Here is a 26164-nt window from a genome sequence, read left to right as displayed (position 1 = left end):
CTTCTCCGTGTTTACCGCGTCCTGCCTCGGCCCATCAGCAGCCGTAGGCCGCGCGGCAGACCTCGCTCAGCGAGCCCAGGTCGGCCTCGATGCCGGACAGGCGGCTCGAGTACGTGGTGGTGAAGTCGCTCCCCGGGCCGCCCCACATCACGCCGTGGAGCTGCACGTCGTTGTTGCTCAGCCACACGTACACCGGCGAGCCGCTGTCGCCGCCCTCCGACCACACCTTGGAGATGTCCTGGCAGCGCAGCACGCCGATGGTCACGCACGAGTTGGTGACCAGGCCGTACGTGGACCCGCTGGTGCGGCCGGTCTTGTCGAGGTAGCTGTTCACCGGCAGCGAGCCGGTGTAGCGGCCCACGATGTTGAACTCGCCGATGATGGTGGTGCCGGCGTTCATCCCCGTGGCGAAGTTGGTCCGCCAGATCCCGCCGCGGCTGATGGAGCGCGTGCCGTTGTTGCTGATGTACGCGGCGTCGGCCTGGCGGCACGAGGTGCCGACACCGGCGCACGCCCACATCCCGCGGTCGGCCACCTCGTTGCCGATCTGGTTCCCCGCGCCGACCAGGTTCTGGTACTCGGCGATCCCGTCGCTCACGTACTGCGTGCCGGTGCAGTGCGAGTTGGTGACGAAGACGAGGGCGGCGGTCGAGTTGCGGCGCGCGTTGAAGCCCAGCGTGCACAGGTACTGGCTGAACGCGATCTGGATGCCGCCGCCGAGCACCGTCTGCCGGTCGCGCAGCGAGGCGCGCGCCTGCGGGGCCTGCTGGTGCTGCGTGGCCACCGCGTTCGCGGGGATGCCCAGCCGGGTGGCCTCGGCGCGCACGGCGCCGGTGGCGGTGGCGTCGGCCACGCCCAGCAGCACGCGGTTGTTCACCTCGTCGACGTCCACCAGGTACACGTCGCCGCGCTGCGACATCAGCGGCGTGAGCTGCTCCGCCCACCCCTTCAGCTGCGCGAAGTCGTACTGCGCGCTCACGAACTTCGGCTGCCGGGGGGCCATCGCCAGGCGGCCGCGGTGCGCGGCGGCGATCTCCTGCGCCAGGTAGCGCTGCGCGGCACCGCGCTGGCCCTGGTCCTTCAGGCGGATCACGGGCGTGCCGTCGGTGTCCAGGTAGTACCCGGCGAAGCCCGGCACCTCGGCCCGCGACACGCGCGCGAACTCGTCGTCCGGGGTGTGGATCGCCCCCTGCGGCGCCGCGTTGTTCAGCGACGGGCTGCCGGGCTGCGGGCTCACGGGCTGGTCCGACGTGTCGCAGGCGGCGGTGAACAGCAGGGCGACAACCGCGGCCGAAACGGGTTTCGTGTACCTCATGTTTCCCCTGGGCAGGTGAGTGGTGGGTGGGGCAGCTGAATCGCTGCGCTGCAATTATGTACTGAAAATGTTAGTCGCGCAAGTTAGCGGTAGCGTGCTTTTTCAAAATGGCTGTAGATTCTACTCACGTGCTACCGTTCGCTGATGCAGACAAGCCATCTATCGATCACCCTGACTGCGGCGAGAGCGGGTCTCTGGCAACAGCACGCGCTTCAGGCGGGAAATCGTTCCTGAGAATGTTACGTGGAGTCGCTCCCGCTCGGAATCCGTCGTCGCGTCCACCTGCGACAATCTTAAGATACGTATCAGAAAACAGATGGATTATGTATTGGCCTGCATACAATCAGATCACCTCGTTAGATCGCAATAAGAGCGATCGAAGGTGTGCAGACGTTCTCGGCGTCCACGTGCGAGACCTACTTCTTCGGCTTGCGGTCGAGCCCGGCCAGCACCCGGCCGTTCGCGCAGTCGTCGATCAGCGTGGCCAGCCGCTTTTGGCGCGTCTCCTCCTTCTTGGCGCTTATGATCCACCAGCTCGCCGTCTTGCGGTACCACGGCGCCTGCTTCTGCCAGAACTCCCACGCCCCCGCGTTCGCGCGCAGCTCGCCGGCGTACGGCTCGGTCAGGTCGGGCGCGCGTTGCTCGTAGGCGTAGATGGCGGTCTTGTCCGCGCTGCGCGCCTCGAACGCCTTCATCCCCGCGGGGCGCACGCGGCCCTCGGCGATCAGCTCGCCCATGCGGCGCACGTTCACCCCGCTCCAGGTGCTGCGCGCCCGCCGTGGGGTGAAGCGGATGGTGTACGCCTCGTCGCCCAGCGAGCGCCGCACGCCGTCGATCCACCCGAAGCTGAGCGCCTCGTCCACCGACTCGGGCCAGGTGATGCTCGGCTTCCCCGACCCTTTCTTCCAGAAGCCGACCAGCAGCTCCGGCTCGGTCTCGTGGTGCGCCTCCAGCCACGCGCGGAACTCCGCCGGCGTGGCGAAGAAGACGGGCTTCGCGTCGGTCGTTTTCTTCTCTCCCATCACTCTCCCCAAGAACTGAAGTGGCTCACGCGGAGGCGCGGAGACGCGGAGAACCCCTCCGCGGCTCCGCGTCTCCGCGTGAGAATCCCCTAGAACTGCCAGCTCCAGCGCACGGCGAAGAGGTCGTCGTTTCCCGCGGGCGGGGCGTCGGTGGAGTTGAGCATGTACTCGGCGCGCACCTCGGTCGTGCGGCCGAGGCGGTAGCCGGCGGCCAACTGCAGGCGGTCGACGGGGTAGTCCCACCGCTCCTCGCCCCCCGCGCCGTCGGAGATGCGGTCGAAGCGGATCCCGCTGTAGCGCGCGGCGGCGAACAGGCCGGGCGTGAGCTTCACCTTCGTCTCGGCGTAGAACGACACGTCGCGAGGATAGTCGGTCACGTTCGGCACGTCCCAGGTGTCCAGCAGCAGCTCGCCGCGCGCCTCCACGGGGCCGCGCGCGAACGACGCCTCGAATCCCCAGATCTCCTGGAAGTAGTGGCTGATCGGCTCGCCCGGCGGGAGCGGCGCGCCGCCCAGCTCGTCCTGCAGGTAGCTGCCGCGGTCGTACGACGCGCCGATCCGCAGCTCGGGGATCACCTGCACGCTGGCGTGGGCGACGTACGACGGTCCGTGCTCGCCCGCGCCGAGGGTGTTCCACTCCGACGGCTCGCTCGACGGCGCGCTGTTCATCACCGCCGCGCGGAAGCCGAGCGCCTTCCATCCCCCGCTCACCATCGCCCCCACCTGGTACGGCGCGTTCCACACCACCGGCGCGCCCATCGCGCGGAAGAGCTCGGGCGCGTCCTTCCAGGTGACGAACCCCGCCGAGCCCGCCGGGAGGAACCACGGGCAGATCATGGTGCGGTAGTCGTAGGGAAGGGGAGGGCGGATGAACGCCTCCTGCGCGGGCGAGGCGTGGCGCTGCGGCCAGTTGCCGAACGGCGAGACGAACTTTCCCGCCTGCGCCGACAGGTTCGCGCCGGAGAGGGGCGTCACGCGGAGATACGCCTGCTCCACGCGCACCTGCAGCGGCCGGTCGGCGGGCGCCTCGCCGCGGTCGGCGCGCAGTTCCACGCTTCCCAGCACCCGCGCGCCCGCGAACACGTCCACGAGCAGCGAGGCGCGCGGGGCCACGAACGGCCGCGTGGTGGAGATCAGCCACGCGGGGTTGTCCCCCGGCGCGTAGCCCTCGATCTCCAGCCGCCCCGACGGCGTCACCTGCAGGAAGCCGCCCGGCGACGTCCACCCGATCCCCAGCTCCTGCAGGGTGGGGAGATCCTGCGCGTGGAGCGGCCCTGCCATCGCCGCGAGCGCGAGCAGCGCCGTGGCGATCGTCGTCGCCGCGGAGGGGAGGGAGGCGCCGGGGGTCGAATCGCCCGGCGCGTCGCCATCTCCCTTGATCCCGCGGATCGAATAGACCTCGAGCGGGACGGAGATCCCCTTGAAGGAGCGCGGGCCCAGCGGCACCGCGTCCACCGGCGTCTTCAGCTCGCGCAGGAAGGGCTCGACCACGAGGATCTCGCCCGGGCGCGCCTGGTCGCACAGGCGGCTGGCGATGTTGACGGACTCGCCCAGCACGGTGTAGTTGAGCCGCCCCGTCGAGCCCATGTTCCCCGCGACGGCGGGGCCGCAGTTGAGCCCGATCCCCATCCCCGCCACGGGCTCGCCGCGGGCGGCGCGCTCGGCGTTCAGCGCCTCCATCGCCCCGGCGATGCGGAGCGCGGCGCGGACGGCGCGGTCGGCGTCGTCGCCGTACGAGACGGGGGCGCCGAACACCGCCATCACCTCGTCGCCCACGAACTTGTCCACCACGCCGCCCTCGGCCTCCACGGCGCCGGCGGCGCGCTCCATCACCTCGTTCAGCAGGCCGATCACGCGCTGCGGCTCCATCCCCTCCGTCATCGCGGTGAACCCGCGCACGTCGGCGAAGAGGGTGACCACGAAGCGCGTCTCGCCGCCCAGGGTGATGTCGCCCTTCAGCAGCTCGTCGGCGATCTCGCGCGAGACGACCTTGTCGAGCACGCCGCGGTAGCGCTCCTTGAGCATCAGCCCGTGCGTCATCTCGTTGAACGCCTCGGCCAGCGTGCCCAGCTCGTCGCGCGTCTCGGCCCGCACGCGCACGTCGTAGTCCCCCGCCGACACCCGCTCCGTGGCCGCCACCAGCGCGCGCACCGGCCGGGCGAACTGGCGCGAGAGGACCAGGCCCACGAGGATCGCGAGCGCGATGGACGCGAGGCCGGCCAGCACCTCCGCGCGCTGGATGCTCTCGAAGGGGCCCAGCACGCCGTCGAGCGGGAACGCCGTCACCCGCCACGCCGCCTGCATCCCCGAGCCGGTGGAGACGGGATCCGCCGTCAGCACCCAGCGGCGCCCGTGCCAGCTCACGCGCCGCGGCTGGCGCACCCCCGCCATCGCCACCATCCGCTGCGTCATCTCCCCCCGCACCCCGCGCGACGAGGCGACGCAGCGGCCGCCCGCGACGAAGCAGACCTCGGCCCCCAGCGCCAGCCCCGCGTCGCGCGCGACGGAATCCGTCACCATCGTCCCCAGCGTCAGCGTCCCCACCAGGTTGTCGAAGAGGGGGAGGCGGGTGACGTAGACGGCGAAGAGGCGGCCGTTGACCAGGTGGTAGCCGAAGGCGCCGGCGCTGTCGGAGGGGAGGAGCCAGGAAACGAGGGGGAGGGGGATGGCGGCGGCGGGCTCGGCCAGCATCCGGTCGTTCATCACCGAGGCCACGGGCCGCCCGCCCGCGTCGGTGAAGCCGGCCAGCACGGTGTCGCGCGAGGCGGCCAGCTGGAACTCGTAGCTGGCGGTCTGCGACAGGATGTCGGTGGAGCCGGACTGCAGCGCGTCGTCGAGCGCGGCGCCCAGGCGGTTGCCGCCCACCCAGCGCCCGGCGGTGCCCTCGAGGTTCTGCCGCAGCTCGCCCTCCTGCTGCGCGAACACGCTGCGCGACTGGGTGAGCGCGCGCTCCACCGCCACCCGCACCTGCCGCCGCGTCTGCACGCGCACGCTGATCACGGTCACCAGCAGCAGCACGCCCACCGACCCCGCGAGCGCCAGCAGCAGCTTGGCGGCGAAGGAGTGGCGGATGCGGTCGAGGGCGGAGGGGCGGGACACGGGATGGATTTCGGTGCGGGGAAGAGTGTGGGGCGATAAGTCCTGAGTCCTGAGTCCTAAGTCCTAAGTGGTTGGTGCGGTTGGGCCACGATCGCGGCGACTCGCCGTTTCTCAGGACTCAGGACTTAGGACTCAGGACTTTCTGTTCAGAGATTCACGTTCACCCGCGCGGCGCCCGACGCGGGAATCGTGACGTCGACGACGCGCTGGCCGCGGTCGAAGTCCCACACGGCCAGGCGGTAGCGCCCCGGCGGCACCCCGTCGATGGTGAAGCGCCCGTCGGCTGCCACCTGCGCGTGGTACGGGTTCTCCACCACGATCACCGCCGAGCGCATCCACTGGTGGATCTCGCAGTACACCTTCACCACGCCGGGACGGTCGAACGTCACCGTGCGCGACTCGCCGCGCGGATAGCGGCCCAGGTCGAAGCGCTTGGTCGACGAGTACGAGAAGACGTTGTGGAAGAAGGGGTCGCGGTTGGGGAACTCGATCGAGGTGCCGACGGGGACGACCAGCACCGGCGGGCGGAACGAGGTGTCCTGCTGCGTCAGCCGCGGCCGCTCGCCCCGCGCCCCCCCGCCGCCGGGTACGCGGCCGACGAGATAGGCCACCGCCGGGACGGCGCCCACCTGGTGCGCCGCGCCGCCGCCCTCGCCGGGGTAGCGGTTCGCGACCCGGCGCTGCGCCATGGGAGACAGGGTCACGCGTCCCTCGATCGTTCCCGCGAGCGAGGGCGCGGGGCGCGGGCGCGCGGCCAGGATGGCGGGAACGAGCAACGCGGCCGCGAGGAGCGCGGCGGAGCGGGCACGGGGCACGGTCGGCCTCCGGGAGGGTCCTGAAGGGCGGAAGGTGGCCGCGAGCGGCCGTCCACGGTGGGTGCTGTGAGACCGGAACGAATATAGGAACGGACGAAGGCGCCGCCAATGGATCGGCGCCTTCTGCCTCTCGGATGGCGACACGCGGTGACGCGCCCGCGCATGGCCTCGTCTCTGAGTGCTGAGTGCACTGGGCACTGGGCACTGGGCACTGGGCACTTAGGACTCAGGACTTAGGACTTTCCGTCACCCGCACCCTAAGCGCCATCCCAGAGGACTTGCGCGCGGCACGGGAGTTGTACTATCCTTCGCGTCCTCAGCGGTGCAAAGCGATGGCATCTTCGGCCCGCACCTTCGGGACGGGTCCCGCGGAAACACCTGTTGTGCACGCGCTTCCGCAGCGCCCCGGCGGGAGAAGTGCACGATGGGGCGCGGACTTACGCGCTTCTGAGACCGCCGTACCTAGCCCCGGACGCCCTCAGCCGGATGTTTCCGGCGCGGGCGCACCCCTTTCCGTTTAGCGACGAACTTCCCCCGGATTCGCGGCCGGCGGCCGCACCATTCCGATTCAGCTGCACCAAAGTGTATCGGCGCCTCGGAACGCTCCGGCGGCGCATTCAGGGGGTGCCCACCCCATCCCAGCCCACCCACGGAGGATTCATGCGGTTGAAGACGGTAGGAAAGATCGGATTCGCGGCCGCGGCTGCGGGAATCGTGTTCGCGGCGTGCGAGCGCGCGGGCAACCAGCCCACGGCTCCCGTCGCCGCCACGGCTCCGCGCGCCGCGGCCCAGCAGGACCTAGTCGGCACGCCCGACCTGGTGGTGGACACCAAGGTGCTCAGCAGCTCGTGGATCGTGCTGGAGGAGACGTTCACCTCGGCGCAGTGCAGCGTGGAGGAGGGGAACATTCCTCCGGGCGTGCACAAGTCGCTGCGCTTCTCGGTGCTGATCAACAACATCGGCGACGCCGACCTGTACGTGGGCGACCCGCTGGCGCACATGGACCCCAACGGCGACGGCAACTTCTCCGACCAGGACGGGCTGTTCGAGTTCGCCAGCTGCCACGCGCACTTCCACTTCCGCAACTACGCCAAGTACGAGATCCTGCGCATCAACGCCGACGGCTCGCTGGGCACCCCGGTGCAGGCCCGCAAGCGGGGCTTCTGCATGCTCGACACCACGCCCAACGTCAGCGACAACTCGCCGCCGAAGGCCCGCTACTACATGAACTGCGGCAACCTGACGCTGCACGGCAACCAGGGGATCAGCACCGGCTTCGGCGACGAGTATGTGAAGCAGCTCCCCGGGCAGCTCTTCCTGCTGACCGACCCCAACGAGCCGGTGCCGCCGGGCAAGTACGTCATCCGCATCACCGCCAACCCGCCCTTCACGCCGCAGAACGGCGAGGTGTGCCCGGTGCAGGACTCGCAGGGCCTTTGCCACATGTTCAAGGAGTCCAACTACGCGAACAACGTCGGCATGGTCCAGATCGAGATCCCCGACCGGGTGGGCCGCACGGGCTACGGGCCCGGGCAGGGGACCTACAACGGCGAGGAGCTGGACGCGTACCATCACCCCGAGGCTCACGGGAACCACTGAGCCGAATCCTCATGGGCGGCCGCCGAGGGACCGGCGGCCGCCTGCCGGGGCGCAACCCCGCCCACCCAGGGTCCGCTGCGGCTGCCACCGTCCCCTCTCCACCCTGGAGGATGTATGAACGGAAGGAAGGCACTTGCGGTCGTTCTCGCCGCCGCGGCGCTGGCCGCGTGCGAGGGCGCGAGGTCGGAGCTGACGGCACCGGCGCCCTCGGCGCCGCGCGCCGGCCGCGCGCAGGACCTGGACGGAACGCCCAACCTGGTGGTCGACGCCGCCAAGCTGGCCAGCTCGTGGGTGGTCACGCACGAGTTCCTGGCCGGCAATCTCTGCTCGGTGATCGAGGGCGACGTGCCCCCGGGCGACCATTACCTGCTGCGCTTCACCGTCACCACGCCCAACGTGGGCGACGCCGACGTGTTCATCGGCGACCCGCGGGTGCACATCGACCCCAACGGCGACGGCAACTACTCCGACAGCGACGGGCTGTTCGAGTTCGCCAGCTGCCACCACCACTTCCACTTCCGCAACTACGCCAAGTACGAGCTGTTCCCCATCCTGTCCAACGGCTCGCTGGGCACGCCGGTGAAGGCGCGCAAGCGCGGCTTCTGCATGATCGACACGACGCCGTTCAACAGCGACTTCAGCGTGACGCCGTGGGTGTACCGCAACTGCGGCACGCCGGAGCTGGCGGGCTTCCAGGGGATCAGCGTGGGGTACGCGGACACCTACGTGAAGGCGCTGGCGGGGCAGTACTTCGTGCTGGACGACCCGGCCGAGCCGGTGCCGCCGGGCCAGTACGTCCTGCGCATCACGGTGAACCCGGGCTTCGCGCCGGTGGCGGGCCAGCCGTGCCCGGTGTTCGACTCGGCGGCGGGGCTGTGCCACAACTTCAGCGAGTCGAGCTACACCGACAACGTCGGCCAGATCACCATCACCATCCCGGCGCGCACCGGCAAGACCGGCGGCTCGATCAAGACGGCCGAGGACGGCATCGACGACGAGAACCGTCCGACCAGCTGATCCGCTCGGCCTGACGGCGATGGACAACGGCGGCGGGGGCCCATTGGCTCCCGCCGCCGTTTTCACGAAAAGAATGGCCTCACGCAGGGTTAGCAGAGTCAGCAGTGACACTGCAGTTCAACTGCTCACTCTGCTGACTCTGCGTGAGACTTCTTTTGAAGATGGATCAGTTCAGCCGCGACAGCCAGTGCAGCACGTTCAGGGCGAACTGCTGGTCGTCGTGGCCGGGGACGTTCATCCCCATGCGGATGGTTGGGCGGCCGGGGATCTCCACCTTCTGCGCGCTGAGCATGGCCGCCTCGCCGAGGATGACCACGCGGCCCGCTCCGAACGCCATCGCCACTCCCTGCGCGCGCCCGGCGGCGGATACGAAACGCTGCTCGCCCTGGGCCTGCAGCTGCGCCGCCACGGCCACGGCGGAGTCGCGGGCGCCGCCGGCCCGGATCGCGGCCGCGATGCTGTCGGCGATCTGCTGGCGGCGGGCGGCCTGCGCGCGCATCTCCTCGGGCGTGGGCGGCTCGCGGTCCTGCGCCGTGGGCGACAGCTGCAGCAGCACCCCCGAGCCCCCGGGGACCGAGAGCGACTGCCCGGTGAAGCTCTGCACGACGGAGACGCGCTCGGCCGCGCCGCGCCCCTCCAGGATCGGGTGGCGCCCGAGGAGCCCGTTCTCGCGCGTGAAGCGGAGGAAGGTCGGGTTGCCCGCGTTGCGTCCCGCGACGGTGTCGAAGGTGAAGCCCTTGCTCATCCCCACCCCGAACTCCATCGCCAGCGCCTCGGCGGCGGCGCCGAACGGCGCGTGGTCGGCGATCAGCAGCAGCGAGCCGCCGCCGCGCACCCATTCGCGCAGCGCCGCCCGCTCCTCCGCGGTGAAGGCGGAGTTGGAAACGGTCTCCGCGTCCTGTCCCCCGCGTGCGTTGGCGATCACCAGCACGTCGAACAGCGCCAGCCCCGCGCGGGAGAAGGGGAGCGCGCTGGCGCCCACGCGGTATCCGTCGCGCCGGAGCAGCTCCGCGAACGGGCGGTAGTTCCCCTCGACCGTGTGGAAGTTCAGGTGCGCCTCGTCGATCCCCACGCGCGGGCCGCCGTCCGCCGGGTACGCCGGCCGCGCGACGTACGGCACCCACGTCGTGTCCGGCCCCTGCTGCGCGAGAATGGGCGATGCGAGACAGAGGGTGAGAATGGGGATGGAGATACGGGCGATGCGATGCATGGCGGCTCGCCTCGAGGGAGGGAGGTGGAGGGAAGGGGATACGCGTTCGACACCATCCATGCCGCCGCCGTTGCCGAACCGCAACGGGGATGCGGCGCGACCGCCCGCATCCCCGTCTCCACAGCGATCCGCTACTCGCAGGCCTGTGTCAGCCCGCAGACGGTATCGTCGTACGTGTGGCAGGTCTGCACGGGGCACGACGGCGGCGCGAGCGTGCCCACGTACGCGCGCACCGTCCCGCCGTCATCCTCCACGCGCTCCGTCGGGAACGACTCGACCGCGATCTCGTCGACGTCCAGCCGCATCTTCTTCATCTCCATGATCCTCCTGCATGGGTGAACCCTCGATGGGAACGGGTCCGCCACCCCGGCCAATCCCGTGCCGTCACATTGCCCGGCTCTTTGTGCGGACGCGGGTCACAGATTCCTCGGGCGCCGCCCGACATCGGTGTGGTCGCAGTTTCGGTGCAGCGGCGCCGCTCGGAATGACAGATTGGGCTTTTGCAGTCACCTCTCCCAGTCGGTTTTGGGAGAGGTCGAAAAAGAGCGACGAGGCAGTTTTCGTCGCTCTTTTTCGGATGAGGGCCCTCGCGCGGCGGCTTCTCGCTGGATGTGGATCAAACGCGAAGTGCGCCGGGATCGATCGACCCCGGCGCACTCACGCACTCCGCACTCACGCACTCACGCACTCAGCACTTCAAAGATTCTGCGTGATCCAGTTCGTCATCATCGTGTAGAGATGCACCGAGCGGCCGCCGGCGATGGCGTGGTTGCGGTCCGGGTACATCATGAAGTTGAACTGCTTCCCCGCGGCCTGCAGCGCGTCCACCAACTGCACGCTGTTCTGGAAGTGCACGTTGTCGTCGCCGCTGCCGTGCACCAGCAGCAGCTTGGCCCGCAGCCCCGCGGCGTTGCGGATGGCCGAGCTGCGCGCGTAGCCCTGCGGGTTCTCCTGCGGCGTGCGCATGAAGCGCTCGGTGTAGATGCTGTCGTACAATCCCCAGTCCGCCACGGGAGCCACGGAGATGCCGGCCTTGAACGGCGCGTTCGGCTGCTCCAGCGTGAACGCGGTCATGTAGCCGCCGTAGCTCCATCCCCAGATCCCCAGCCGGCTGGCGTCCACGTACGGCTGGGTTGCCAGCCAGCGCGCCGCCTCGATCTGGTCGGCCGCCTCGCGCGTGCCGAGGTTCAGGTACGTCTGCTTCTTGAAGTCGCGCCCGCGCCCGCCCGTCCCCCGGTTGTCCACCGAGACCACGATGTAGCCGCGCTGCGCGAGCATCTGGTGCCACAGGTACCGGCTCCCGCCCCAGCTGTCGGTCACCGTCTGCGAGCCGGGGCCGCCGTAGACGTACATCAGCACCGGGTACTTCTTGCTCGCGTCGAAGTTGGCCGGCTTGATCATCCACCCGTTCAGCTCCACCCCGTCGCTGGTGCGGAAGGTGAAGCTCTCCGGCTGCGCGACCGCCAGCCCGGCGAGGCGCTGCCGCACCGCCGCGTTGTCGACCAGCGAGCGCACCACGCTGCCGTCGGTGCGGTGCAGCGTGATGGTGGGCGGCGACCCCGCGCGCGACCAGGTGTCCAGGTAGTACGGCGTCTCGGGCGACAGCTGCACCGAGTGCGTCCCCGGCTCGCGCGTCAGCCGCGCGAAGCCGGTGCCGTCCAGCCGCACGCGGTAGAGGTGGCGCTGCTGCGGCCCCTGCTCGGTGGCGGAGAAGTAGACCCACCCGTTCTTCTCGTCCACCCCGAACACCTGGGTCACGTCCCACGCCCCCCTGGTGAGCTGGCGGGCCACCGTGCCGTCGCGGTTGTAGAGGTAGAGGTGGTTGTAGCCGTCGCGCTCGCTGCTCCACAGGAACTGCTGCCCTCGGCGGATGAACGACAGGTCGTCGTCCACGTCCACCCACGCGCTGTCGGCCTCGGTGAAGAGCGTGCGTGTCGTTCCCGTGCGCGCGTCCGCCAGCATCACGTCGAGCCGGTTCTGGTGGCGGTTCAGGCGCTGCACGAGGATCTCCGTCGGCGACTCGGCCCACTCCATCCGGGCCAGGTAGACGCTCGGGTCCGTCCCCGTCTCCAGCCACGTCACCGGCCCGCCGGTGACCGCGACGACGCCGAGCTTGGCCGTGGGGTTCGGCGCGCCGGCCTTGGGGTAGCGCAGGGAGATGGGCTGCGCGTACGGGTCGCCCGTGTCGCGCATCCAGTAGAACGCCTTGACCGGGCCGTCGTCGATGCGCCAGAAGGCGATGCGCTGCCCGTCGGGGCTCCAGCGCCACCCGTCGCGCAGGTCCAGCTCCTCCTCGTAGACCCAGTCGAAGGTGCCGTTGATGATGGTCTCGCTGCCGTCGTGCGTCAGCCGCGTCTCGCGGCCCGTCGCGAGATCGGTCACCCACAGGTCGTTGTCGCGCACGAAGCCGACCTTGCTGCCGTCGGGCGACAGCTTGGCGAACTGCTGCCAGCCGACGGTGGTGGAGACGGGCGTGAGCCGCTGGGTGGCCAGGTCGTAGACGTAGAACTGCCCCTTGGTGTTCTGCCGCCAGACCGGCTGGCTGTTGGTGAAGATGAGCAGCTTCCGCTCGTCGGCGCTCCAGGCGTAGTCCTCGATCTCGATCGCCTTCGTCTGCCCCTGGGGGACCAGGCGGCGGCCGTCGACGAGCACGGTGCGCGTCCCCGTCTGCGCGTCTTCCGCGACGATGCCCTCGTCGGCGATGAAGGAGTAGCGCTGCCCGCCGTTCATCCAGCGCGACTCGGGGAGCGACTGCAGCCGGAAGTCGGGGGACGAGAAGATGCGCTCGACGGTGAGCTGGTCCATCTGGGCGCGCGCGGGCGCCCCGGCCAGCAGCGCGAGCGCAGCCACGAACCCGGCCGCGGCCGGGCGTGCCATGGTCACCATCCGTGTTTCCTCTGTGGGGATGATGGAATGTGGAACCGTCAGTCGGCGAAGGCCGGTATCATGCGCCATGGTACGGCGATGCGCCAGCCCGCGTTCCCTCCCCCCGCGGACCCTCCCCCCGCGGGCCCTCCCCCCGCGGCTGGGGCCGCGTACCCCCTCCCGATAACGGGAGGGGGTAACTTCGATCGCGCCGCCGCAGCCGATGGCGCATGACGCGGCTCGCGTGCGCTGCGAGGCCCCGGGTCGGCGTCGGTGCGAGTCTCCGCGCTGAGTTCTCCCCTCTCCTGCGCAGCGCGGGAGGGCCGGGGGAGGGGGCCGCTCGCGGCGGGCAGGATGCCTCCTTCAAGAGCCGCAGCCTCTCCCCGAGGTCAGGTCTCCCCCTTCTCCCGCAGTTTGGGAGAAGGGGGTCGGGGGGATGAGGGCCGCAGCGCGCCCGCTTGTCCGCCGTGCCGCGCCGTGATTAGCTTCGGAGCCGATCCCCGCGTCATCCTGCGACCCACCCGCGCCCCACGCTCCCAGCATGCCGGAACTCCCCTTCGCGCGCGACGCCGCGATCATCGACCAGCAGCGTGCCGCCGCCGAGCGCGCCGAGACCGCGCGCGAGGCCGGCGCCGACCGGCTGCCGCGCAGCCTGGGCGTGTGGAGCGCCGCGGCGGTGCTGGTCGGCTCCACCATCGGCAGCGGCATCTTCCGCATCGTGGGCGGCGAGAACGGCGTGGCGGCGCGCGTGGGCACCGTGGGCGCCATGTCGCTGCTCTGGGTCGTCGGCGCGCTGGTGGCGCTGATGGGCGCGCTGGCCATCGCCGAGCTCGCGACCATGTTCCCGCGCTCGGGCGGCATCTACGTCTTCATCCGCGAGGGCTACGGGCCGCTCCCCGCTTTCCTCTTCGGCTGGACCGAGCTGCTGGTGATCCGCCCCAGCGCGCTGGGCGCCATCGCCGTGCTCTTCGCCGAGTACGCCGGCCGCTTCTTCGGCTACGGCGACCTGGGGACGCGGCTCGTCGCCGCCGGGGCCATCCTCCTGCTGGGACTCGCGAATCTCCGCTCGGTGAAGTGGGCGGCCGCGGTGCAGGACCTCAGCACCGCCGCCAAGGTGCTGGCGATCGCGGGCCTCGCCGTCGCCGCGTTCCTGCTGGCCGAGCCGGGGCAGGGGGCGCTCGCCGGGCCGATCGACTGGCAGCCGATCACGTGGGCGGGCTTCGGCCTCGCGCTGGTGTCGGTGATGTGGGCGTACGACGGGTGGGCGGACCTCACCTTCATCTCCGGCGAGGTGAAGGACCCCGCGCGGACGCTGCCGCGCGCCATCATCGGCGGCGTGCTGGCGATCGTGGCCATCTACATCGCCGTGAACGCCGCCTACCTGTACGTGCTGACCGTGCCGGAGATGGTGGGATCGAAGCTGGTCGCGGCGGACACGGCGACCAAGGTGTTCGGCGCCGTCGGCTCGTCCGTCGTCGCGGCGATGGTGATGCTCTCCGCGTTCGGCGCGCTGAACGGCTCGATGATGACGGGCCCGCGCATCTTCTACGCGATGGCCGACGACGGCAACTTCTTCCCGCAGATCGCCGCGGTGCATCCGCGGTTCAAGACGCCGTACGCCGCCATCCTGCTGGCGGTGGCGCTGGGGATCGCGTACGTCTCCTTCCGCACCTTCGAGCAGCTGGCCGACGCGTTCATCCTGGGCATCTGGCCGTTCTACGCGCTGGCGGTGGGCGCCGTGTACATCCTGCGCCGCACCCGCCCCGACCACCCGCGCCCGTACCGCACCTGGGGCTATCCCGTCGTCCCCGCCGTCTTCCTGCTCGCCTCGGTGGGAATGCTGTTGAACGCGCTGATCAGCGACCCGGTCATCACGCTCATCTGCTTCGGCGTGATCCTGGCCGGCATCCCCGTCTACCTGATCTGGAAGGGCGCGGCGCGCGCGTGAGTTCGGCGCGCCCGGATAATTTCTGAGACGGACGAGAACGATGCTTATGGTTAAATTCGTATCCGATATCACAGCACAGGCGATCGTTACTTTCGCCGTTGGCTTGGTTTCAGGTGCAGGAGGCTTTGCGGGGATCAAAGCGTTTCTGCTTCGGCCGAAAGTTCGATATGCGACGCATTCGGTGGATCTCGTGAACTCGGTCGATCCCGCGCATAAACAGCGGGTGGAAGCAATTCTTTCAGAACAGGGGCTCGCTACGGCTCTCACTGAAATTGTGTGGAGAAACACAGGTAGGCGTTCGGCCAGAGCTCTTGTTTTAGAGGTTTTGACGAAAACCGGATACGTGGGATACCAGATTACCCCCACCGATCCAAATGCTACTGCCACGGCCTGGACGCTCGAGGAGTCGGATTCAACCGATGGACATCGACTTCGGATTCGACAGGAAACGTTGTTTCCGAACTCAATGTGTAAACTGACCGTCGAGCATCATCTCTCCGGTTGCTTACCAGAAGTCACCTTCTTTCATGGCGACAGGATAGTTTCTGAAACTACCGGCCCAGGGGAGGACAATCTCACGGTTCCGGGTGTGCTTGTGACATTGGGGGCTATGGGATTTGTGCTCATGGGATTTCTCATGCTACTCTTTCCGGGTGACGATTTCATAGAGGGCGGTGCGGCTGCGCTCCTGATAACCGCAACTGTTTTCGGAATAGCGTACTGGCTGAAGAAACGAATTTCCCGCACCTCATCACCGAAAGGTGCGACTCCGCGGTAGAGGCATGTTAGCTGGAACGCAACCATCTGGCTGTAATGTGATCGTGATATGAGTCACAAAGGCGAATGCGGGAGAGCCCGCGTTCGCCTATTTTCTAACGAATTGACGGAGGCTGGATTTGGTCTTACCCGTCATCGCCGAAGGTCGTGATCCGGTGCAGTATCCGCGCGCCTACACAATGCACCCACCCGTCTACCGTGAGCACGCGCCGTCGCCCGCGCTGGCGGACGTGGTGCAGTGCTATTGGACCAGCCGCACGGACGGCGCGCTCGCTGCGCCGCACGTCAGCCGCGTGCTGCCGGACGGCTGCATGGACGTGATCTTCAACCTCGGCGACCCGCTCCTCGCTCCCGATTCTCCGCAGCACGCGCTCGGCAGCTACGTCGTGGGCGCCATGCGCTCGCCGCTGGAGGTGCGCAGCGCGGGCGTGGTCGACATGCTGGGCGTCCGCTTCCGCCCGGGCGGCGCGGCGGCGTTCGTCCCCGCGCCCGCCGGCGAGCTCACCGACCGCGCGGTGGCGCTGGGCGAGTTCTGGCGGCGCGTCCCCGAGCTGGAGGAGCGGCTGCACGAGACACCGCCCGCCGCGCGCATCCGCGTGGTCGAGGAGGCGCTGCTCGGCCGCGCGGGCGGCGCGCCCCGGCCCGACCCGCGCATCGCGCACGTGAGCGGGCTGATCGAGCGCTCCGGCGGCGCGGTGCGGGTCGAGGCGCTGCACGAGGCGGTCGGGCTTACGCGGCGCCACCTGGAGCGCATCTACCTCGAGCGCGTGGGGCTCACGCCCAAGAACGCCTGCCGCGTGGCCCGCGTGCAGGCCGCGCTGGAGCGGCTGCGGGGCGGTCGCGTCCCCTCGCTCTCGCGGCTGGCGCTGGAGTGCGGGTGGTACGACCAGTCGCACATGAACCGCGACTTCCGCGAGATCGCGGGCGTGCCTCCGGCCACGTACGCGCGCCACGTCGCATTTTTCCAAGACCGGGAGCGGGGCGGGGAATAGACTTCCCCGCGCGAACGGCGGAGGCGCGCGCTTCCGTGGAGTGATCCCGCGAAACCTGCGAGGAACGAGATGAAGAAGCTGACCCCCGTGCTCGCCGTCGAGGCGATCGAGCCCGTGCTTCCCTTCTGGATCGACCGGCTGGGCTTCGAGAAGACGGCCGAGGTACCCCACGAAGACGCGCTCGGCTTCGTGATCCTGAAGCGCGGCGGCGTGGAGGTGATGTACCAGACGACCGCGTCCATCCAGGCCGACGTCGGCGCGGCCGTCGGGACCATCCCCCTCGGCGGCACGCTGATGTACATCGAGGTCGACGACCTGGACGACGTGGAGCGCCGCCTGGACGGCGTCGAGCACGTCATCCCCCGCCGCAAGACCTTCTACGGCGCCGACGAGATCATCGTCCGCGAGCCCGGCGGCAACCTGGTGACGTTCTCGCACTTCGCCGGCTGATCACCGGGCGTTCGCACGCCTGGAAGCACGGACGGCCCCGGAGACCGGGGCCGTACGCATTGCGTGGCGGAGGGGATCAGCAGTAGACGCAGGTCCAGCCGTCGGTGTTGCACTCCACGTACGGCGTAACGCAGCGCCGCAGCTGCGGGTCGTTCGTCTCTTGCGGCCAGCAGAGCTCCACCGGGCAGCTCGCCACCTCCGCGGAGTGCGCGTGGACGGTGCCCCGATCGGCATCCAGGTCGCCGCGCGTGTCGAACGTCTCCACGACCAGCTCGTCCACTCTGAGCGTCAGCTTGCGCATGGCTTCCTCCGGTGAGGGTGGATTGAACCTCCATCGGTTGCGGCCAGCAATCATACCCGCGGTGCGATGGAAGATCCCACCCGGTGCGGCCCTCATTTCCGTCCGGCGGGGTCGCGGAGCGTGAACACCGGCACCGTCAGGTCCCACAGGATCGCGGCCAGGCGCAGCGCGGCGATGGACGCCATGCCGAAGACGGCGGCCACGTCGCGCGGGATCACCATCTCCAGCAGCAGGTAGACGACCACGCCGGCGATGCACGCGGTGGCGTAGATGGGCCCGCGGCGCATGATCATGGGGATCTCGGCGGTCAGCACGTCGCGGATCACGCCGCCGGCCACGCCCGTGAGCGTGCCCATGATCACCACCACCACGCCGCCGAGCCCCTCGCCCTGGGCGATCTGCGCGCCGAGGATGGTGAACAGCGCCAGCCCCAGCGCGTCGGCCAGCGCCAGGCTGCGCTCCGGCGGCCGCCACCGCCGCGTGTAGACGACCGTCCCCAGCGCGGCGGCGAAGATCACGTACAGGTTGGTGGTGTCGGCGATCCAGAACACCGGGTGCCGGTCCAGCAGCACGTCGCGGAGCGTCCCGCCGCCGATGGCCGTCACCGTGGCCGTCACCACCACGCCGACCAGGTCCAGGCTCTTGCGCCCGGCCGCCAGCGCGCCGCTGATGGCGAACACCGCCACGCCCAGCATCTCCAGGATCCGCAGGAACGACACGCTGGCCGCAAGGGAAAGGGGACGGGGAACAGGGGACGGCGGGAGAAGGTGGCGAGCGAGGCGGCTCTGCTGCAAGCACCGGCTGCCTGCGTCACCCCGGATCGTCCGTGCGCGCCTGGCGGCCGCGGCCGAACGGCGACACCACGAAGGTGAAGGCGTACAGCCGGCCGTCCGGCGTCCGCCCCCGCCGCTCGGAGAGGTAGCCGACGACCTGCTGGATGCGCGCGTTCACCTCCTCGAGCTCCTCCGCCGACAGCCAGGCCGTCCGCCGCCCCGCCCACAGCGTCCGCCGCGGGCCCTGCAGCACGGCGCCGGGCCTGAAGCCGCGCCGGAACAGGCGCAGCGCCTCGCGCAGCATGCCGCCCACCAGGCGCACCACCGCGGCCACCTGGGCACGGTCGGTAGCACTGTAGCGCAGCTCCGTGGGGCGGCCGGCCACGTCGAACACCGCCTGCGGCCGCGTGGCGCCGGGACGCGTCTCCCCGGCGACGAGCCCGCACGCCTTCAGCAGGCGGAGATGGTAGTAGAGCCCGTCCGCGGGGTGATCCAGCACCTCGGCCAGCTCCGCCACCGTGCACGGGCCGATGGCCTCCAGCGCGTCGACGATCGCCTGGCGCATCGGCGAGGCGAGCACGCGCAGCTGCTTCAGGTCGGGGGGCGAAGTCACGGCGGCATCACGATGCGGGTGATTTTGAAAATCTTGCATTATTTTCAAAACAACAGCATCCTGACGCAAGCCCCGCTGCTCCTTCATCACCCCCATCCCTGCCCGGACCATGCACGCGCGCACCCGCCCCATCGCCCTCGTCCTCGCCGCGGCCGTCCTCCCCTCGCTGGCCGCGGCCGCCGCACGCTCGCCGGATCTGCGCCGCCCGGCCGGGCCGGTGCGGATGGACACGGCGGGGCTGGCCGCCTTCGTCGACTCGGTGATGGAGGCGGAGATGCGGCGCGAGAAGGCGCCCGGCGCGGTGTTCGTGCTGGTGCAGGGAGGCCGCGTGGTCTACCAGCGGGGATACGGGTGGGCGAACGTGGCCGAGCGGCGCCCGGTGGACCCGGAGCGGACGATCTGGCGGATCGGGTCCATCTCCAAGACGTTCACCGCCGCCGCCGTGGCGCAGCTGGCCGACCGCGGGCGGGTGGACCTGCGCGGCGACGTGAACCGCTATCTCACCCGCGTCCAAGTTCCCGACACCTACCCGGTTCCCGTCGTCGTGCGCGACCTGCTGACGCACACCGCGGGGCTGGACGAGATCCGCCCCGGCACGCAGGCCGCCACCGCCGACGGCGTCCTTCCCCTCGCCGAGTTCCTGCGCCCCCGGCTGAAGCGCGTGCGCCCCGCGGGACGGACCATCGCCTACTCCACCTACGGCATCACGCTGGCCGGCGAGCTGGTGGAGGAGGTGGGCGGGATGCCGTTCGAGCGCTATCTCCGCGAGAACCTCTGGCGGCCGCTGGGGATGGCGCGCACCAGCATCACCGTGCCGGAGGGGCAGCGCGGCGACCTGGCGATGGGGTACGAGCTCAGCGGCGACTCGCTGATCCCCCAGGCGTGGGAGTGGTATCACACCACGCCGGCGTCGTCCGTCAACAGCACCGCGGCCGACATGGCGCGGTACATGATCGCCCTGCTGCAGGAGGGGCGGCTGGGGAGGGAGCGCATCCTCTCCGCCGAGGCCGGGCGGCAGCTGCTCACCACGCAGGTGGCGCCGCACCCGCTCGTCCCCGGCGTCACGCTGGGGCTGTGGGAGGACCGCGTGGGCGGGGTGCGGGTGGTGGAGCACGGCGGGAACGTGGCGGGCTTCAGCGCGCAGATGACCCTCGTCCCCTCCGAAAACGCGGGCTTCTTCGTCGCCACCCAGTTCGAGGGGAGCCACCTGCGCGACAACCTGCGCGAGGCGCTCCTGACGCGCCTCTTTCCCCAGGCGCGCGAGCGGCACCCGGTGCCGGCGCCGCCGGCGGACTTCGCCGCGCGCGGGGCGGCGTACGCGGGGCGCTACGCGTGGATGACCTCGTGCCACACCTGCACCCCGCGCCGCGTATCGCTGGTGCTGGACGTGACCGTGCAGGACGATGCGCTGCTGTTCTCCGGGAGCCGCTGGATCGAGGTGGCGCCGCTCCTGTTCGTGCGCCACGACGGCACGGGATACATCGCCTTCCGCACCGACTCCGCCGGCCGGGTGGCGGAGATGTATGCCGGCTCGTTCTGGTCGTTCGAGAAGCTGCCCGACGCCTCGCCCGGGGGAGGGACGTGACCCCCGGATGATTCGCTGCGGGGCGCGGAGAAATGCGCCTCCGCCTCTCCGCGCCCCGCGTGAGATCAGCGGTCGCTCAGCACATCGAGCCGGCGGCGCTGCAGCCGCGCTGGATGTCCGAGCAGCACACCTGCTCGCCCGACCTGGGATACATGCAGTAGCAGCTGAAGCCGCTCCCCGTCTGCCCTTCCGCGCAGCTGGTGGACGGGTACGCGCAGTAGCAGATGTCCGTCGTGCCGTACGTGCCCACCGCTTCGTGGCCCCGCACCGTGCTCCCGTCGGGATCGGCGGGCGCGGTCTGGAACGTGTCGATCCGCAGCCCTTCCAGCTCCAGCCTCAGCTTCTTCATGCGGCCCTCGCTGCGAGACAGGTGAGCGGCACGCACCAATCTCCATCTCCTGCTCGTTCGTGAGATCGACGGGTGCCGAATGGATGTGAGCGGCCGATCGCAACGCATCTTTCACGCCTTGGCAATCTTAATTCACTTGATTATTCCCTGGATGTAGATGGGAAGCCGATACCGCATCTTCGATCCTCTTGCCATGCATAAAGTAAATCAAACGAAATGCTCAGGCACCTGTATAAGTGATTCTCGACTGATTCTGTCGTCATAAGTGATCCACGACTATCTTACGAGGGCAAACCTCGCTCGCATCGATCCGCGGTGCGATGGCGATGGGCTCCCCTCACGCTGGAGATCAGCCCCGATGCGCAAGATCCGCCTGAGTGTCGAAGACCTGGCCGTGGAGTCGTTCCGGACGTCGGAAGGAGCGGAGAAGAAGGTGGGAACGGTGCGCGCGCACGACTCCGGCACCGACTTCGACGGGTGCGTGTCGTACTACTCCAACTGCGCCACCTGTCTGGAGGGCTGCCCGCGGAACACGTTGACCTGTTACGGTAGCTGCCGGATGACGAACGGCGATGTCGCCTGCATCGACCCTGCCTGCTGAACCGGCATCTGCAACTCACTCACTTCCCCACGGAGACGAACGCGATGCGCAAGATCCGCCTGAACGTAGAAACCCTGGCCGTGGAGTCGTTCCGGACGGCCGATGGCGGGGAGACGAAGGTCGGCACGGTGCGGGGGTACGACATCACGCAGCTCGCGGGTTGCGCTGGCTCCGAGATGTCGAATTGCGCCACCTGCCTGGAGGGATGCCCGCGCGACACCATGACGTGCTTCGCCAGCTGCCGGATGACGAATGGCTACCAGGCCTGCATCGATCCGTACTGCTGATCCCGCACGATCATCCCCTTCAACTGGAGACAAGCTCGATGCGAAAGATTCGCCTCGACCTCGACGATCTGGCCGTGGAGTCGTTCAGGACGGCCGATGGCGGGGAGAAGAAGGCCGGTACGGTGCGAGGGTACGACGTCACCCAGTTCGCCGGCTGCCCGCCGCCTTCGGAGTACTCGGACTGCGCCACCTGCCTGGAGGGATGCCCGGCTGATACGCTGACCTGCATGGCGAGCTGCCGCATGACGAACGGCTACCAGGTCTGCAAGGACCCGTACTGCTGACCGGCGGCGCGGGAGAGCGGGCCGCCGCGCCGGCTCTCCCGCGCGCATCACCGCCGCGGAGGCCCCGCGGAGCCAACGGCGGCCGGCTCGTACCGCTTCCCGCGCCATCCACACCCTCCTTTGCGCTTCACACACCGCGATTCGTGCCGGTGGGTGGGCGTCGCCGTACCTTCCTCCGGATCTCCCGGCCGTCCCTCCATCCCACCCCCCGCAGCCGATGCGAAATCCGACCGCCCATCCGGGCCTCTTCCGCCGCGCCGTCGTAGCCTGCGCGCTGGCGATCGTCGCCACGGCCGGCCTCGCGCAACCGTCCGCCGCGCAGGCGTCGCGGGGGGCGCTCGCGCGCGGGACCTTCGCCATCACCCACGTCAATGTGGTGCCGATGACTCGCGATACGGTGCTGGCGGACGCGACGGTGCTGGTGCGCGACGGGCGCATCGCCGCGGTGGGTGCGGCCGCGCGCGTGCGGGTGCCGGCGGGCGCGCGGCAGATCGACGGGCGCGGGAAGTTCCTGGTTCCCGGGCTGGCCGACATGCACACGCACCTCTTCTCCGACGGCGACGAGGTGGCCGACTCGGTGGCGCCGTACGAGCTGGGGGTGATGCTGGCCAACGGCGTCACCGCGGCGCGGCTGATGATCGGCACGCCCGAGCACCTGGCGCTGCGGCGCGGGATCGAGGCCGGCCGGATCGCCGGCCCGCAGCTCTGGGTGGCCAGCCCGCAGCTCGCCGGGCGGCAGGAGGAGAACGGGCGCGTGGCCGCCACCCCCGAGCAGGGGCGCGCGGCCGTGCGCGAGGTGGCGGCGGCCGGCTACGACTTCGTGAAGCTGACGCTCTTCATCACCCGCCCGGTCTACGACGCCATCGTCGACGAGGCGGCGCAGCGGCGGATCCGCGTGGTCGGCCACGTGGAGCCGGAGGTGGGCGTGGCGCGCGCGCTCGAGGCGGGGCAGCAGATCGAGCACCTCGACTCGTACCTCGAGGCGGTGATGGCCGACTCGGCGGCGGGCCGGCCGGGGCTCACCCAGTACGGCGTGTTCCGGCTGAACAACTGGACCAGCATGGACCACGTGGACGACACGAAGATCGCGCGCATCGCCGGGCTGACGGCGCGCGCGCCGGGGTGGGGCTCGTGGACGTCGCCCACGCTCAACGTGTTCAACGACGCCTTCGCGGTCGGCCCGCCCGAGGAGGAGATCCGCGCCCGCCCCGAGTGGAGCATGTTCCCCCCGCAGTGGCGGTCGCTGTACCTGCGCGCGCGGACGCGGTACTGGACCGACTCGGCGGCCGCGGTGCGCACCGAGGCCCGCCGCCGCCGCTACGTGCAGACGCGCAACGCGCTGGTGAAGGCCATTGTCGACTCGGGCGGCAAGATCCTGGCGGGGAGCGACACGCCGGAGTGGTTCCACCTGTACGGCTTTGCGCTGCACCGCGAGCTGCAGGCGCTGGTGGGGGCGGGGCTCACGCCGTACCAGGCGCTCACGGCTGCGACGCGCAACCCGGCGGAGTTCCTGGGCGCGTCGGCGGAGTGGGGATCGATCGAACCGGGGAAGCGCGCGGACCTGGTGCTCCTTTCCGCGAACCCGCTGCAGGACATCCGCAACACCCAGCGCATCGAGGCGGTGTCGGCCGGCGGGCGGTGGATGGACCGCGCGGAGCTGGACCGGATGCTTCGCGCGGCCGCCGAGCGCCTGAGCGCTGCGGCGGCGCCGGCGGCCGGCGGATAAGGCCTCGCGCCGGCGCCCGGCCCTCACCCTGGCTGGACGGCGCGACCCGTCGCGCCCGTCCAGCCTGTCCCTCTCCCGAACTGCAGGAGAGGGACCTCGGCTCGCTTCGCTCGCGGCCCCTCACCGCGGATACGGCCGGTCGCGCGCGACGCGAAGCTCGTCGCGAGCACAGGCATTGCGCCGGCACCGAAGACTGTAGTCCGCGAAGGCGGACATCGTGTAGTCGTTGCCGCGGTTTCAACCGCCCCCTCATCGCCCGACGACCCCGTCCCCCATCCCCCTGCCGTTGCTTGCGGCGCGTCTCGCGGGCGGCGTAGCTTGCCGCGCTTGCCGTCACGAAACACGCGTCTTCCGGAGGATGTCTGATGAACCGCTGGTCCGCGGCGCTCCTGGCGCTGCTCGCGCTCCCGTCGGTGCTTCCCGCGCAGGAGGCCCGCACCTGGCCGCCCGCGCGCCCGGTTCCCAACCCGGTCGAGGTGCCGCGCCGCTTCGCGCGCGCCGTGGAGCGCGGCACCCGCACCACCACCGGGCAGCCGGGCCCGCGCTACTGGCAGCAGTGGGCCAACTACCGCATCCGCGCCAGCGTCGATCCCGCCGCGAAGACGGTCACCGGCAGCGAGAGCATCGTCTACCAGAACCGCTCGCGCGACACGCTGAACATGCTGGTGGTGCAGCTGGAGTTGAACATCCACCGCCCCGAGGCCGCGCGCGACGAGGAGAACGAGGCCACCGGCGGCGTGAACCTCACCCGCGTGGCCGCGCGCGGGCAGCCGCTGGCGGTGGCGCAGCAGCGCGGCCAGCCCGGCTACGCGGTGCAGGGGACCAACCTGGTCATCCGCCCCGGCGCGCCGGTCCTGCCGGGCGACTCGATCCGCCTCGAGCTCGACTGGAACTTCAGGATCCCGCAGGCCGGCGCGAGCGGGCGGATGGGGTACGACGCCGACAACCTCGTCTTCATGGCCTACTGGTATCCCCAGATGGCGGTGTACGACGACGTCTGGGGATGGCACACCGACCCGTTCCTGGGCACCGCCGAGTTCTACATGGGCTACGGCAACTACGAGTACACGGTCGACGCGCCCGCCGGGTGGGTGGTGATGGGGACGGGGACGCTGGCGAACGCGGAGCAGGCGCTCCCCGCGCCGGTGCTGGCGCGCTGGCGGCGCGCGATGCAGAGCGATTCCACCGTGCACGTCCTCACCGCCGCCGACTTCGGGGCGGGGAAGGCCACGACGGCGGGGACGAACGGCCGCGTCAGCTGGACCTTCCGCGCCGACAGCGTGCGCGACGTGGCCTTCTCCGTCACCCGCGAGAGCCTGTGGGACGCCGCGCGCACCCCCGTGGGCGACCGCAACGGCGACGGGCGGCCGGACTACACCACCATCAACGCCTTCTACCGCCAGAACGCGCCCGCCTGGCGCAACGCGGTGCGCTTCGAGCAGCAGTCCATCACCCACCACTCGCGGTTCACGGGGGTGATGTACCCCTATCCGCACATGACCGCGGTGGAGGGCGAGAACATCATCGGCGGGGGGATGGAGTACCCGATGATGACGCTGATCGGCGCGTACACCGGCCGCAGCGACACCGCCGTCTACAGCGTGATCTCGCACGAGCTGGCGCACATGTGGTTTCCCATGGTCATCGGGGTGGACGAGCGCCGCCACGGGTGGATGGACGAGGGGACCACCAACTTCAACGAGAACGAGGCGCGCAACGACTTCTTCCGCGTCGCCGCGCCGGGCGCGCACCGCGAGGAGCAGCAGCAGTACCTGACGTTCGTGCGCAACGGCGTCGACGTGCGCGAGATGACCTGGACCGACTACATCACGCCCCCGCTGGCTGGCGGCTTCGCCACGTACACCAAGCCCGCCACGCTGCTGCAGACGCTGCGCAACCTCCTCGGCGAGGCCACGTTCACGCGCGGCTACCAGGCGTACGCGCGCGGCTGGGCGTTCAAGCATCCCCAGCCGTGGGACTTCTTCAACGCCTTCAACACCGCCGCGGGGCGCGACCTGGGATGGTTCTGGTCCGCCTGGTACGACAACGCGTGGACGCTGGACCAGGCGGTGCAGGGGGTGACTTCGGGAGATGGGGGGACGACGATCACCATCGCCGACCGCGGCAACGCGCCGATGCCCGCGCGGCTGGTGATCACCCGCCAGGACGGCCGAACCGAGCGCCGCGAGGTGCCCGTGGAGACCTGGCTCGCCGGCGCGCGCACGGCCACGGTCTCCCTCCCCGCCGGCGGCTCGCCCGTGGTGAAGGTGGAGATCGACCCGGAGATGGCCTTCCCCGACGCCGACCGCAGCAACAACGTCTGGACGCGGTAGCGGTCGCGTAGAGCAATGACCGGTGAGGCTGCCGCCGGATGGCCCTCACCCGAAAAAGTGAAGGAGGCGAGACAAAACTGCCGTCTCGCCTCCTTCACTTTTTCGACCTCTCCCAAACCGATGGGAGAGGTAACTGCGACAACGGGTTACGCTCGCTCCAACCTGTTGTTCTCCCCCTTCTCCTGCAGTTCGGGAGAAGGGGGT

General features: G+C 70.1%; 23 protein-coding genes. 12 read left to right on the top strand and 11 right to left on the bottom strand.

Features of this window, described 5'->3' with window-relative positions; genetic code table 11:
* Positions 1 to 34: 34 nt before the first annotated feature.
* From VF092_27305 to VF092_27290, 4 genes are all read right to left on the bottom strand, one after another.
* A complete protein-coding gene (locus VF092_27305; GenBank protein HEX6751027.1) occupies positions 35 to 1315 on the bottom strand; it encodes a hypothetical protein in 1281 nt (426 codons plus the stop codon).
* Between the two features lie 416 nt (positions 1316 to 1731).
* Complete coding sequence (locus tag VF092_27300; GenBank protein ID HEX6751026.1) at positions 1732 to 2337, bottom strand: YdeI/OmpD-associated family protein; 606 nt, start codon at positions 2335 to 2337, stop codon at positions 1732 to 1734.
* An 89-nt stretch (positions 2338 to 2426) separates the two neighbouring features.
* A complete protein-coding gene (locus VF092_27295) occupies positions 2427 to 5435 on the bottom strand; it encodes an adenylate/guanylate cyclase domain-containing protein (protein ID HEX6751025.1) in 3009 nt (1002 codons plus the stop codon).
* A 146-nt stretch (positions 5436 to 5581) separates the two neighbouring features.
* Positions 5582 to 6250 carry a plastocyanin/azurin family copper-binding protein gene (locus tag VF092_27290; GenBank protein ID HEX6751024.1) on the bottom strand — a complete coding sequence of 223 codons (669 nt, stop codon included), beginning with the start codon at positions 6248 to 6250 and terminating at the stop codon, positions 5582 to 5584.
* A gap of 660 nt (positions 6251 to 6910) precedes the next feature.
* On the opposite strand from VF092_27290, the gene VF092_27285 reads away from it, so the two are divergent.
* Both VF092_27285 and VF092_27280 read left to right on the top strand, forming a co-directional pair.
* The gene (locus VF092_27285; GenBank protein HEX6751023.1) at positions 6911 to 7849 is read left to right on the top strand and encodes a lysyl oxidase family protein; all 939 of its coding nucleotides are present in this window, start codon (positions 6911 to 6913) and stop codon (positions 7847 to 7849) included.
* Between the two features lie 114 nt (positions 7850 to 7963).
* Positions 7964 to 8866, top strand: a complete 903-nt coding sequence (locus VF092_27280) for a lysyl oxidase family protein (GenBank protein ID HEX6751022.1) — start codon at positions 7964 to 7966, stop codon at positions 8864 to 8866.
* A gap of 166 nt (positions 8867 to 9032) precedes the next feature.
* Here VF092_27280 and VF092_27275 read toward each other — a convergent pair whose 3' ends face one another.
* The 3 genes from VF092_27275 to VF092_27265 form a co-directional block, all read right to left on the bottom strand.
* Positions 9033 to 10076 carry a DUF4350 domain-containing protein gene (locus VF092_27275; GenBank protein ID HEX6751021.1) on the bottom strand — a complete coding sequence of 348 codons (1044 nt, stop codon included), beginning with the start codon at positions 10074 to 10076 and terminating at the stop codon, positions 9033 to 9035.
* Positions 10077 to 10207: 131 nt separating this feature from the next.
* The gene (locus VF092_27270) at positions 10208 to 10396 is read right to left on the bottom strand and encodes a hypothetical protein (protein HEX6751020.1); all 189 of its coding nucleotides are present in this window, start codon (positions 10394 to 10396) and stop codon (positions 10208 to 10210) included.
* A gap of 376 nt (positions 10397 to 10772) precedes the next feature.
* Positions 10773 to 12953 carry a S9 family peptidase gene (locus VF092_27265; protein ID HEX6751019.1) on the bottom strand — a complete coding sequence of 727 codons (2181 nt, stop codon included), beginning with the start codon at positions 12951 to 12953 and terminating at the stop codon, positions 10773 to 10775.
* 529 nt (positions 12954 to 13482) lie between these two features.
* Between VF092_27265 and VF092_27260 the strand changes: the two genes are divergently transcribed.
* The 4 genes from VF092_27260 to VF092_27245 all read left to right on the top strand — a co-directional run bounded on the left by VF092_27260 (position 13483) and on the right by VF092_27245 (position 17108).
* Complete coding sequence (locus VF092_27260) at positions 13483 to 14889, top strand: amino acid permease (protein ID HEX6751018.1); 1407 nt, start codon at positions 13483 to 13485, stop codon at positions 14887 to 14889.
* Positions 14890 to 14929: 40 nt separating this feature from the next.
* Positions 14930 to 15667, top strand: a complete 738-nt coding sequence (locus VF092_27255) for a hypothetical protein (GenBank protein HEX6751017.1) — start codon at positions 14930 to 14932, stop codon at positions 15665 to 15667.
* 178 nt (positions 15668 to 15845) lie between these two features.
* A complete protein-coding gene (locus VF092_27250) occupies positions 15846 to 16658 on the top strand; it encodes a helix-turn-helix domain-containing protein (protein HEX6751016.1) in 813 nt (270 codons plus the stop codon).
* 69 nt (positions 16659 to 16727) lie between these two features.
* Positions 16728 to 17108 (top strand): hypothetical protein, encoded by a 381-nt coding sequence (locus VF092_27245; GenBank protein HEX6751015.1) that lies wholly within the window; start codon positions 16728 to 16730, stop codon positions 17106 to 17108.
* Positions 17109 to 17184: 76 nt separating this feature from the next.
* Here the strand turns inward: VF092_27245 and VF092_27240 are convergent, their stop codons facing one another.
* From VF092_27240 to VF092_27230, 3 genes are all read right to left on the bottom strand, one after another.
* Positions 17185 to 17409, bottom strand: a complete 225-nt coding sequence (locus VF092_27240) for a hypothetical protein (protein ID HEX6751014.1) — start codon at positions 17407 to 17409, stop codon at positions 17185 to 17187.
* A 92-nt stretch (positions 17410 to 17501) separates the two neighbouring features.
* Entirely contained in the window at positions 17502 to 18128 is a 627-nt protein-coding gene (locus VF092_27235; GenBank protein ID HEX6751013.1) for a trimeric intracellular cation channel family protein, read from the bottom strand.
* Positions 18129 to 18219: 91 nt separating this feature from the next.
* Positions 18220 to 18795, bottom strand: a complete 576-nt coding sequence (locus VF092_27230; GenBank protein HEX6751012.1) for a helix-turn-helix domain-containing protein — start codon at positions 18793 to 18795, stop codon at positions 18220 to 18222.
* Between the two features lie 109 nt (positions 18796 to 18904).
* Between VF092_27230 and VF092_27225 the strand changes: the two genes are divergently transcribed.
* On the top strand, positions 18905 to 20380 hold the full coding sequence (locus VF092_27225) for a serine hydrolase domain-containing protein (protein ID HEX6751011.1): 1476 nt from the start codon (positions 18905 to 18907) through the stop codon (positions 20378 to 20380).
* Between the two features lie 76 nt (positions 20381 to 20456).
* On the opposite strand, the gene VF092_27220 is transcribed toward VF092_27225, so the two are convergent.
* Positions 20457 to 20729: a hypothetical protein gene (locus VF092_27220; GenBank protein ID HEX6751010.1), complete on the bottom strand. Its 273-nt coding sequence runs from the start codon at positions 20727 to 20729 to the stop codon at positions 20457 to 20459.
* A gap of 358 nt (positions 20730 to 21087) precedes the next feature.
* Between VF092_27220 and VF092_27215 the strand changes: the two genes are divergently transcribed.
* The 5 genes from VF092_27215 to VF092_27195 all read left to right on the top strand — a co-directional run bounded on the left by VF092_27215 (position 21088) and on the right by VF092_27195 (position 25960).
* Positions 21088 to 21330 (top strand): hypothetical protein, encoded by a 243-nt coding sequence (locus VF092_27215; GenBank protein HEX6751009.1) that lies wholly within the window; start codon positions 21088 to 21090, stop codon positions 21328 to 21330.
* A gap of 44 nt (positions 21331 to 21374) precedes the next feature.
* Complete coding sequence (locus VF092_27210; GenBank protein ID HEX6751008.1) at positions 21375 to 21617, top strand: hypothetical protein; 243 nt, start codon at positions 21375 to 21377, stop codon at positions 21615 to 21617.
* 38 nt (positions 21618 to 21655) lie between these two features.
* Complete coding sequence (locus VF092_27205; protein HEX6751007.1) at positions 21656 to 21901, top strand: hypothetical protein; 246 nt, start codon at positions 21656 to 21658, stop codon at positions 21899 to 21901.
* Positions 21902 to 22118: 217 nt separating this feature from the next.
* Positions 22119 to 23627 carry an amidohydrolase family protein gene (locus VF092_27200; protein ID HEX6751006.1) on the top strand — a complete coding sequence of 503 codons (1509 nt, stop codon included), beginning with the start codon at positions 22119 to 22121 and terminating at the stop codon, positions 23625 to 23627.
* 365 nt (positions 23628 to 23992) lie between these two features.
* Positions 23993 to 25960 (top strand): M1 family metallopeptidase, encoded by a 1968-nt coding sequence (locus VF092_27195; protein ID HEX6751005.1) that lies wholly within the window; start codon positions 23993 to 23995, stop codon positions 25958 to 25960.
* Positions 25961 to 26164 lie beyond the last annotated feature (204 nt).

It is taken from the genome of Longimicrobium sp. (assembly GCA_036377595.1).
GTDB lineage: Bacteria > Gemmatimonadota > Gemmatimonadetes > Longimicrobiales > Longimicrobiaceae > Longimicrobium.
The sequence above is the reverse complement of the archived record's forward strand: the minus strand, read 5'-3'. Positions and strand labels throughout refer to the sequence as shown.

What these genes read in the sequence shown, in the direction of transcription:
- VF092_27305 (HEX6751027.1), bottom strand. Translation starts at nt 1,315, where the DNA reads ATGAGGTACACGAAACCCGTTTCGGCCGCGGTTGTCGCCCTGCTGTTC.
- VF092_27300 (HEX6751026.1), bottom strand. Translation starts at nt 2,337, where the DNA reads ATGGGAGAGAAGAAAACGACCGACGCGAAGCCCGTCTTCTTCGCCACG.
- VF092_27285 (HEX6751023.1), top strand. Translation starts at nt 6,911, where the DNA reads ATGCGGTTGAAGACGGTAGGAAAGATCGGATTCGCGGCCGCGGCTGCG.
- VF092_27280 (HEX6751022.1), top strand. Translation starts at nt 7,964, where the DNA reads ATGAACGGAAGGAAGGCACTTGCGGTCGTTCTCGCCGCCGCGGCGCTG.
- VF092_27275 (HEX6751021.1), bottom strand. Translation starts at nt 10,076, where the DNA reads ATGCATCGCATCGCCCGTATCTCCATCCCCATTCTCACCCTCTGTCTC.
- VF092_27270 (HEX6751020.1), bottom strand. Translation starts at nt 10,396, where the DNA reads ATGGAGATGAAGAAGATGCGGCTGGACGTCGACGAGATCGCGGTCGAG.
- VF092_27265 (HEX6751019.1), bottom strand. Translation starts at nt 12,953, where the DNA reads ATGGCACGCCCGGCCGCGGCCGGGTTCGTGGCTGCGCTCGCGCTGCTG.
- VF092_27260 (HEX6751018.1), top strand. Translation starts at nt 13,483, where the DNA reads ATGCCGGAACTCCCCTTCGCGCGCGACGCCGCGATCATCGACCAGCAG.
- VF092_27255 (HEX6751017.1), top strand. Translation starts at nt 14,930, where the DNA reads ATGCTTATGGTTAAATTCGTATCCGATATCACAGCACAGGCGATCGTT.
- VF092_27250 (HEX6751016.1), top strand. Translation starts at nt 15,846, where the DNA reads ATGCACCCACCCGTCTACCGTGAGCACGCGCCGTCGCCCGCGCTGGCG.
- VF092_27245 (HEX6751015.1), top strand. Translation starts at nt 16,728, where the DNA reads ATGAAGAAGCTGACCCCCGTGCTCGCCGTCGAGGCGATCGAGCCCGTG.
- VF092_27240 (HEX6751014.1), bottom strand. Translation starts at nt 17,409, where the DNA reads ATGCGCAAGCTGACGCTCAGAGTGGACGAGCTGGTCGTGGAGACGTTC.
- VF092_27225 (HEX6751011.1), top strand. Translation starts at nt 18,905, where the DNA reads ATGCACGCGCGCACCCGCCCCATCGCCCTCGTCCTCGCCGCGGCCGTC.
- VF092_27220 (HEX6751010.1), bottom strand. Translation starts at nt 20,729, where the DNA reads ATGAAGAAGCTGAGGCTGGAGCTGGAAGGGCTGCGGATCGACACGTTC.
- VF092_27215 (HEX6751009.1), top strand. Translation starts at nt 21,088, where the DNA reads ATGCGCAAGATCCGCCTGAGTGTCGAAGACCTGGCCGTGGAGTCGTTC.
- VF092_27210 (HEX6751008.1), top strand. Translation starts at nt 21,375, where the DNA reads ATGCGCAAGATCCGCCTGAACGTAGAAACCCTGGCCGTGGAGTCGTTC.
- VF092_27205 (HEX6751007.1), top strand. Translation starts at nt 21,656, where the DNA reads ATGCGAAAGATTCGCCTCGACCTCGACGATCTGGCCGTGGAGTCGTTC.
- VF092_27200 (HEX6751006.1), top strand. Translation starts at nt 22,119, where the DNA reads ATGCGAAATCCGACCGCCCATCCGGGCCTCTTCCGCCGCGCCGTCGTA.
- VF092_27195 (HEX6751005.1), top strand. Translation starts at nt 23,993, where the DNA reads ATGAACCGCTGGTCCGCGGCGCTCCTGGCGCTGCTCGCGCTCCCGTCG.